This window comes from Aneurinibacillus danicus (assembly GCF_007991215.1).
GTDB classification, from domain to species: Bacteria; Bacillota; Bacilli; order Aneurinibacillales; family Aneurinibacillaceae; genus Aneurinibacillus; species Aneurinibacillus danicus.
This window is the reverse complement of the sequence record NZ_BJXX01000194.1, coordinates 1-5386: the sequence shown is the minus strand read 5'-3', so window position 1 is coordinate 5386 and position 5386 is coordinate 1. Positions and strand designations below refer to the sequence as shown.

5 protein-coding genes and 1 riboswitch are annotated in these 5386 nt (G+C 48.0%); of the genes, 3 read left to right on the top strand and 2 right to left on the bottom strand.

Going from position 1 to position 5386, the window contains the following annotated elements; all coding sequences use genetic code 11:
* Positions 1–100 precede the first annotated feature (100 nt).
* The gene (locus ADA01nite_RS19790) at positions 101–541 is read right to left on the bottom strand and encodes a DUF948 domain-containing protein (protein WP_146812160.1); all 441 of its coding nucleotides are present in this window, start codon (positions 539–541) and stop codon (positions 101–103) included.
* 101 nt (positions 542–642) lie between these two features.
* The gene (locus ADA01nite_RS19780; protein WP_146812158.1) at positions 643–996 is read right to left on the bottom strand and encodes a hypothetical protein; all 354 of its coding nucleotides are present in this window, start codon (positions 994–996) and stop codon (positions 643–645) included.
* Between the two features lie 2 nt (positions 997–998).
* Positions 999–1127, bottom strand: a riboswitch (cyclic di-AMP (ydaO/yuaA leader).
* A 170-nt stretch (positions 1128–1297) separates the two neighbouring features.
* Between ADA01nite_RS19780 and ADA01nite_RS22290 the strand changes: the two genes are divergently transcribed.
* The 3 genes from ADA01nite_RS22290 (at position 1298) to ADA01nite_RS19770 (ending at position 5083) form a co-directional block, all read left to right on the top strand.
* Entirely contained in the window at positions 1298–2509 is a 1212-nt protein-coding gene (locus ADA01nite_RS22290) for a hypothetical protein (protein WP_170230385.1), read from the top strand.
* A gap of 10 nt (positions 2510–2519) precedes the next feature.
* Complete coding sequence (locus tag ADA01nite_RS19775) at positions 2520–3404, top strand: DUF1444 family protein (protein ID WP_170230384.1); 885 nt, start codon at positions 2520–2522, stop codon at positions 3402–3404.
* 188 nt (positions 3405–3592) lie between these two features.
* Entirely contained in the window at positions 3593–5083 is a 1491-nt protein-coding gene (locus ADA01nite_RS19770; RefSeq protein ID WP_146812156.1) for an aldehyde dehydrogenase family protein, read from the top strand.
* Positions 5084–5386: the final 303 nt, after the last annotated feature.

Here is a 5386-nt window from a genome sequence, read left to right as displayed (position 1 = left end):
CCCTGGATCTCATTTCTTCTTCCCCTTCCTTCTTTCCTCATGATTTTCACAGAAAAAAAAAGAGCCGCGCTTTTTAAAAAAGCGAGTCCTTTTCTTAGGCTTACATCTGCCGCGGAGGCTGCGCGGGTGATTGTGCCGTTGCTTTCTGCTGACGAAGTTTATTGACGCCCTGATAAATACTGAAACCGGCGGCCGCCAGCTCTGAAATTTTATCTGCCCAGCGCTGATCTTTTTTCACCATTTTTTCTTGGACGGTTTCCGACGCAATGGTCAGACCCCGGCCAATTGAATCCACAGCTTCGAAGCTGCTGTCGAGCTTATCCATCTTTACGGCAATATCGCTCGAAATTCGGTTCATCTCACCGAGCGAGACGTCGACGCTCGCCATCAGCTGGTCGATATTCGTCTGCACATGACGGACGGTTTCATCCGCATTTTTTACAAGTGGAATTAAATTACGGAAGAAAATAACCATATAAATAGTTAGAACGGCCACGGCAATGGCCACTACAATCACAGCGATCGTAATCGCAAGCTCCATCTGTGTCACTCCTTTGCTCCAAACAGTTACTTGTTTATTGCCGCAAAGGCACAAAAAAAATAAACACCCCAACCTTTTAGAGAGGCGGGGTGTCAATATTCTTATTTCGTAACTGTAATGATTTTGTTGTAGTGTCCTGGCTTTGCGTGGTCTGGCTCACACAGCACAATGACCTGGTCATCGTCCTCGTAAACGGAGCTTACTTCCAGCGTCCCGATACTCTGCGTATTGATGTCAAGACAGAAATGCAGGCATTGATGCTGCGTGCCCATAATTTCAGCAGACACTTTCTTGAGAATTCCTTTAATTTCTTTTTTCTCCTGCTTTGTCTCTACCTTTACGGTCACTTTTTTGCCTGTTAAGCCGCTTAAACACTTTTTTGCATCTGTTTGTAATTCAATCAATGTTTTTGGCTTGGCTTCTTTTTTTAACACATTCCTGAAAAAGCTAACCATAATTCCTCTCCTTATTTTGCCTACGAGGTTAGCTGACGGGTTCGGGCATAAGGTTGAATGCCCTACACCAGAGGTGATTCACCCCTACTACGTGGGTCCCCCGCTCCTTACGGATTCGGCGATTGAATCATGATTGAATCATCATAAGGCACAAGAGAGCAGATTGTCAATTAGATTTTTAGCGCACGCCAGATACGTGCTTTGGATGCTTTTCCTGCTGTCATTTTACCCTTACAATAGGGTAGGAAAACATAAAAAGAGTGTCGAATACGTAGGAAAAGGCAACAGGAGGAGTTAAATCATGGTAAGACAATTCCTGCGCAGAATGTTTGCGGGACGGAAAAACGAGGAAGAGCGTGAAGAGGCGACAGAACGGCCAGAGATGGAGCTAATGGAAGATACAATGGAAGCGGAAGAGGCAAAAGGGGCGGATTCCGTATCAGGTGTTGCCGTGGAAGAGAAAGTGTTGGAAGAACGACGTGCCGAACCGTACACGTATGTCATTACGCGCGATAAAATTGAGCACCATAGCTATAAACAAATCTTTCGCCTTATCGAAGAAATTCTGGAGCAAATTGAACGGGGGCTGCGCGGTGAGGGTCGCCTGCAGCTTCGCCTTTCGCCGGATCTGGCGGCGGAGACTGACGAATTCTTCGGCAAGCGTATCGGAAAATATATCGAGGGCGCTGAGCGGGAGACATATGATGCCACTGCGTTTTTTGATTGGACAGATGAAGAAACGGCCAGAATTTACCGGACGTATGTGTTACCTGTGCAGCCGGAGAAACAGCATACATTCGTGCAGAGCCGCCTGGTCATGATTTATGATACGTGTGAGGCGCTCGGGTGGGATGCACGCCGGGTTGTGGGCATGTTCGCCGAAGCGATTGGCTGGGAACTGAAGAAAGAGGATTTTATCCGCTTTGAACGGTGGCTGGACACGATGTCACAGCGTTTAGAGGATGAGGATACGCTGTCGTCTGCTGAGCATGGATACGGATTAGACAGCGCAGAACTCAATAATGCGGAACCTGAAGCCCGGCCTGAAGCGGAAGAGGACGAGTTTGCCCATATTACGCCGCTTCAAGTGTCGCGCGAAGAAGTGGAGAAGGAAGATATTACAAAACTGGCTGCTTTTTTTGATGATATCCTGTCAGATCCAAAGCGCATCCGCGAGAAGAGAGGCGGTCTGGTGTTTTCGTTTTACGGTTTTTCCGGTGAGCTTGAGGATGTCATGGGGGATGAGGGGGTTAACGCATGGGCCAGCCGCCTGGTGGAGCAGTACCCGTATGTGTTTTATTTTCTCAATGATGAATACGTTCCGATGACACGGTTTGTTACATCGATGGTGGTGACATCCCGTATGGAGGGCGACGAAGTGGTATATGACGCCGAAGAGCTGGATGAATTCATCGAATTTATCCAGACCGCACTTGCCCGGCTCGCGGATTGGACAGGGGAAGATGCCAGCCAGGTTATTCAAGAATTCGAACAGAAGCTTTTTCAGACGTAAAGGAGATACAATGGAAGAAAATAAAAGAGACGAATTACAAAAAGAGACGTATCAAAAGGTTATAGAATCACTGCGGAACTCACTTCCGGACGATTGGCGGATAGAGAGCGGAGACGACCAGCGAGCCTCTGTTACGCTGTTTCACCCCAAGAAGCGGGACGGAGGCCTGAATGTAAAACTTGCGCCTCTGTTTGCTAAAGTAGAGCGGCATGAGTCGGAGAAGGAGCAGTGGATACAGGACTTTGTGAAAAAGGTGGTCCTGACCGCCCGCGAAGCGACGCAGAAGCATACACTACGTGGCAGTGAGGCACGCCTGTACCCGGTGCTTCGTCATCCGTCTTTTCTTGGGGGAGAGGAAAAGAAGAATATTGTATGGCGTGAGCATACGGCGGAAACGGCGATATTGTACGCGCTCGATTTGCAGATGAGCTATACGCTGGTGACGCGGGAGATGCTTGCGGAAGCAGGCATGAAGGAAGACGAGCTGCATAACACTGCTGTCACCAATCTAATCCGGCTTGACAGTGTACCAAAGCAGGATCAGGTGGGGGATAATGTGTTCTATTTCTTTGCAGCAGATGACAGTTACAGTGCCAGCCGTGTACTGAATCCTAATTTACTCTCCTGGATGCGCCAGAAAGTGAAGGGTAAGATGGGCGTAGCGCTTCCGCATCAAGACGTACTTATCGTCGCTGATCTGGCGGATGCCAAAGGCGCATATATGCTGGCACAAATCGCGGTTGATTTCTCGATGCGGGGCAACATTCCCATTTCCCCAATTCCGTTTATGTATGAGGACGGAGAGCTTGAACCGTACATGGTGATGCGCAATCCGAAACCCCGCCATAAATATCCGAGCCATGGAGGCAGAAAAAAGCGTCCACCGGAGCAATAACCAAAATAGCACGATAGAGAGCCGACATTTTTCTTATTCGAAAAATGCCGGCTTTCATTGTCGTTATTTGTAATAAAATATCGAAAGAATATTCTATATTTTCTTAAAAAAACTATTTATTTTGCGAGCGCCTTCATATATAGTAGGTGATGGATTGGCATATTAAAAATTAAAGGAGGCATTTGTTCATGCAGCTAGCTTCGCCATCGTTACATCCCAATGTTGAAAAGTTCCTCAAAGAGCCAAAGAAAATGTTGATAGGCGGTCAATGGGTGGAAGCTGCGAGCGGCAAGACGTTCGCGACGATCAACCCGGCCACGAAGGAAGTATTGTGTCAGGTGGCCGAAGGCGATGCAGAGGATATTGACAGAGCGGTAAAAGCAGCGAGAGCGGCTCTTAGCGGCCCATGGAGCAAAATTAGTCCGTCACAGCGCGGACAATTGCTGTATCGTCTGGCCGATTTGATTGAACAAAATGCAGAGGAATTGGCGCAATTGGAAACGCTGGATAACGGAAAGCCAATTCGGGAAACGAGCAATGGGGATGTCCCGCTAACAGTGGATCATTTCCGTTACTACGCAGGCTGGGCAACGAAGATTTACGGACAGACCATTCCGGTTTCCGTACCGAATTATTTCAATTATACGAAACGGGAGCCGGTCGGCGTAGTCGGCCAGATTATCCCGTGGAACTTCCCGCTGCTTATGGCGGCATGGAAGTTGGGCGCGGCACTCGCCTGCGGTAACACTGTAGTATTGAAGCCGGCAGAGCAGACACCGCTATCGGCCCTCCGCTTAGGAGAGCTTATTATGGAAGCCGGATTTCCGGAAGGCGTGGTCAATATCGTGCCTGGATTCGGCGAAACGGCGGGACAGCCGCTCGTCGAACATTATGATGTAGATAAGATTGCGTTTACCGGCTCGACTGAAGTAGGACGACTGATTATGCAGAAAGCGGCAGGAACATTGAAGAAAATTTCCTTGGAGCTGGGCGGCAAGTCGCCGAATATTATTCTTCCGGATGCGGACATGTCCCGGGCGATTCCAGGAGCGTTGAGCGGTATTTTCTTCAATCAGGGACAAGTATGCTGCGCGGGTTCACGCTTGTATGTACACAAAAAAGTGTACGATAATGTACTAAGTGATATGGTATCTCATGCAGAGAAAATTAAAGTGGGCAATGGCCTGTTACCGGACACCGAGATGGGACCTCTTGTGTCGGTAGAGCAGTACAATCGGGTAACCGATTATATCGATATCGGACAAAAAGAAGGGGCACAGATAATCTCTGCCGTGCGGGAGGATGAGACGCTTGCACAGGGTTATTTTGTGACGCCGACGGTGTTCTCGGAAGTATCGGATGATATGACGATCGCCCAGGAAGAAATTTTCGGTCCGGTGCTGGCGGCCATGCCGTTTGAGGACATTGACGATTTGATTGAGCGAGCGAACCGCACGACGTATGGGCTTGCAGCAGGCGTATGGACGCAGAACGTTGCCAATGCCCACAAGCTGGCGGACCGTATTAAAGCCGGTACAGTTTGGGTGAACTGCTATAATGTATTTGACGCTGCTTCACCGTTTGGCGGATATAAGCAGAGCGGTATCGGGCGCGAGATGGGCAGCTACGCGCTTGAATTATACACAGAAGTGAAGAGTGTTTGGGTGAATATTCGTTAAGCGAAGAGGAAATTTCATAATAATAAAATCCAGGGAGTGGAAACGTGAACCAGGTTTCCATTCCCTGGATTTTTTATGGTATAGGAGTAATTTTCCATCAAATTAATTGTTAGATTATTTGCAAAAATACTATTAATATCATAAATAATATGTTAGACTGCAATAAATGGTATACAATATACTTTATGCTAAGGAGGGGTGACGAGTGCAAACTTGTAGTTAGAAATCAGGTGAAAAGCAGTAAAGATAAACGGAAAATCTAAAGGAAAGTAAGCGCTTACGGCGGGTGGAAGGGACAATTAT

Bases quoted from the DNA above. Each gene is read 5' to 3' on its own strand.
- ADA01nite_RS19790 (WP_146812160.1), bottom strand. From the start codon at position 541: ATGGAGCTTGCGATTACGATCGCTGTGATTGTAGTGGCCATTGCCGTG.
- ADA01nite_RS19780 (WP_146812158.1), bottom strand. From the start codon at position 996: ATGGTTAGCTTTTTCAGGAATGTGTTAAAAAAAGAAGCCAAGCCAAAA.
- ADA01nite_RS22290 (WP_170230385.1), top strand. From the start codon at position 1,298: ATGGTAAGACAATTCCTGCGCAGAATGTTTGCGGGACGGAAAAACGAG.
- ADA01nite_RS19775 (WP_170230384.1), top strand. From the start codon at position 2,520: ATGGAAGAAAATAAAAGAGACGAATTACAAAAAGAGACGTATCAAAAG.
- ADA01nite_RS19770 (WP_146812156.1), top strand. From the start codon at position 3,593: ATGCAGCTAGCTTCGCCATCGTTACATCCCAATGTTGAAAAGTTCCTC.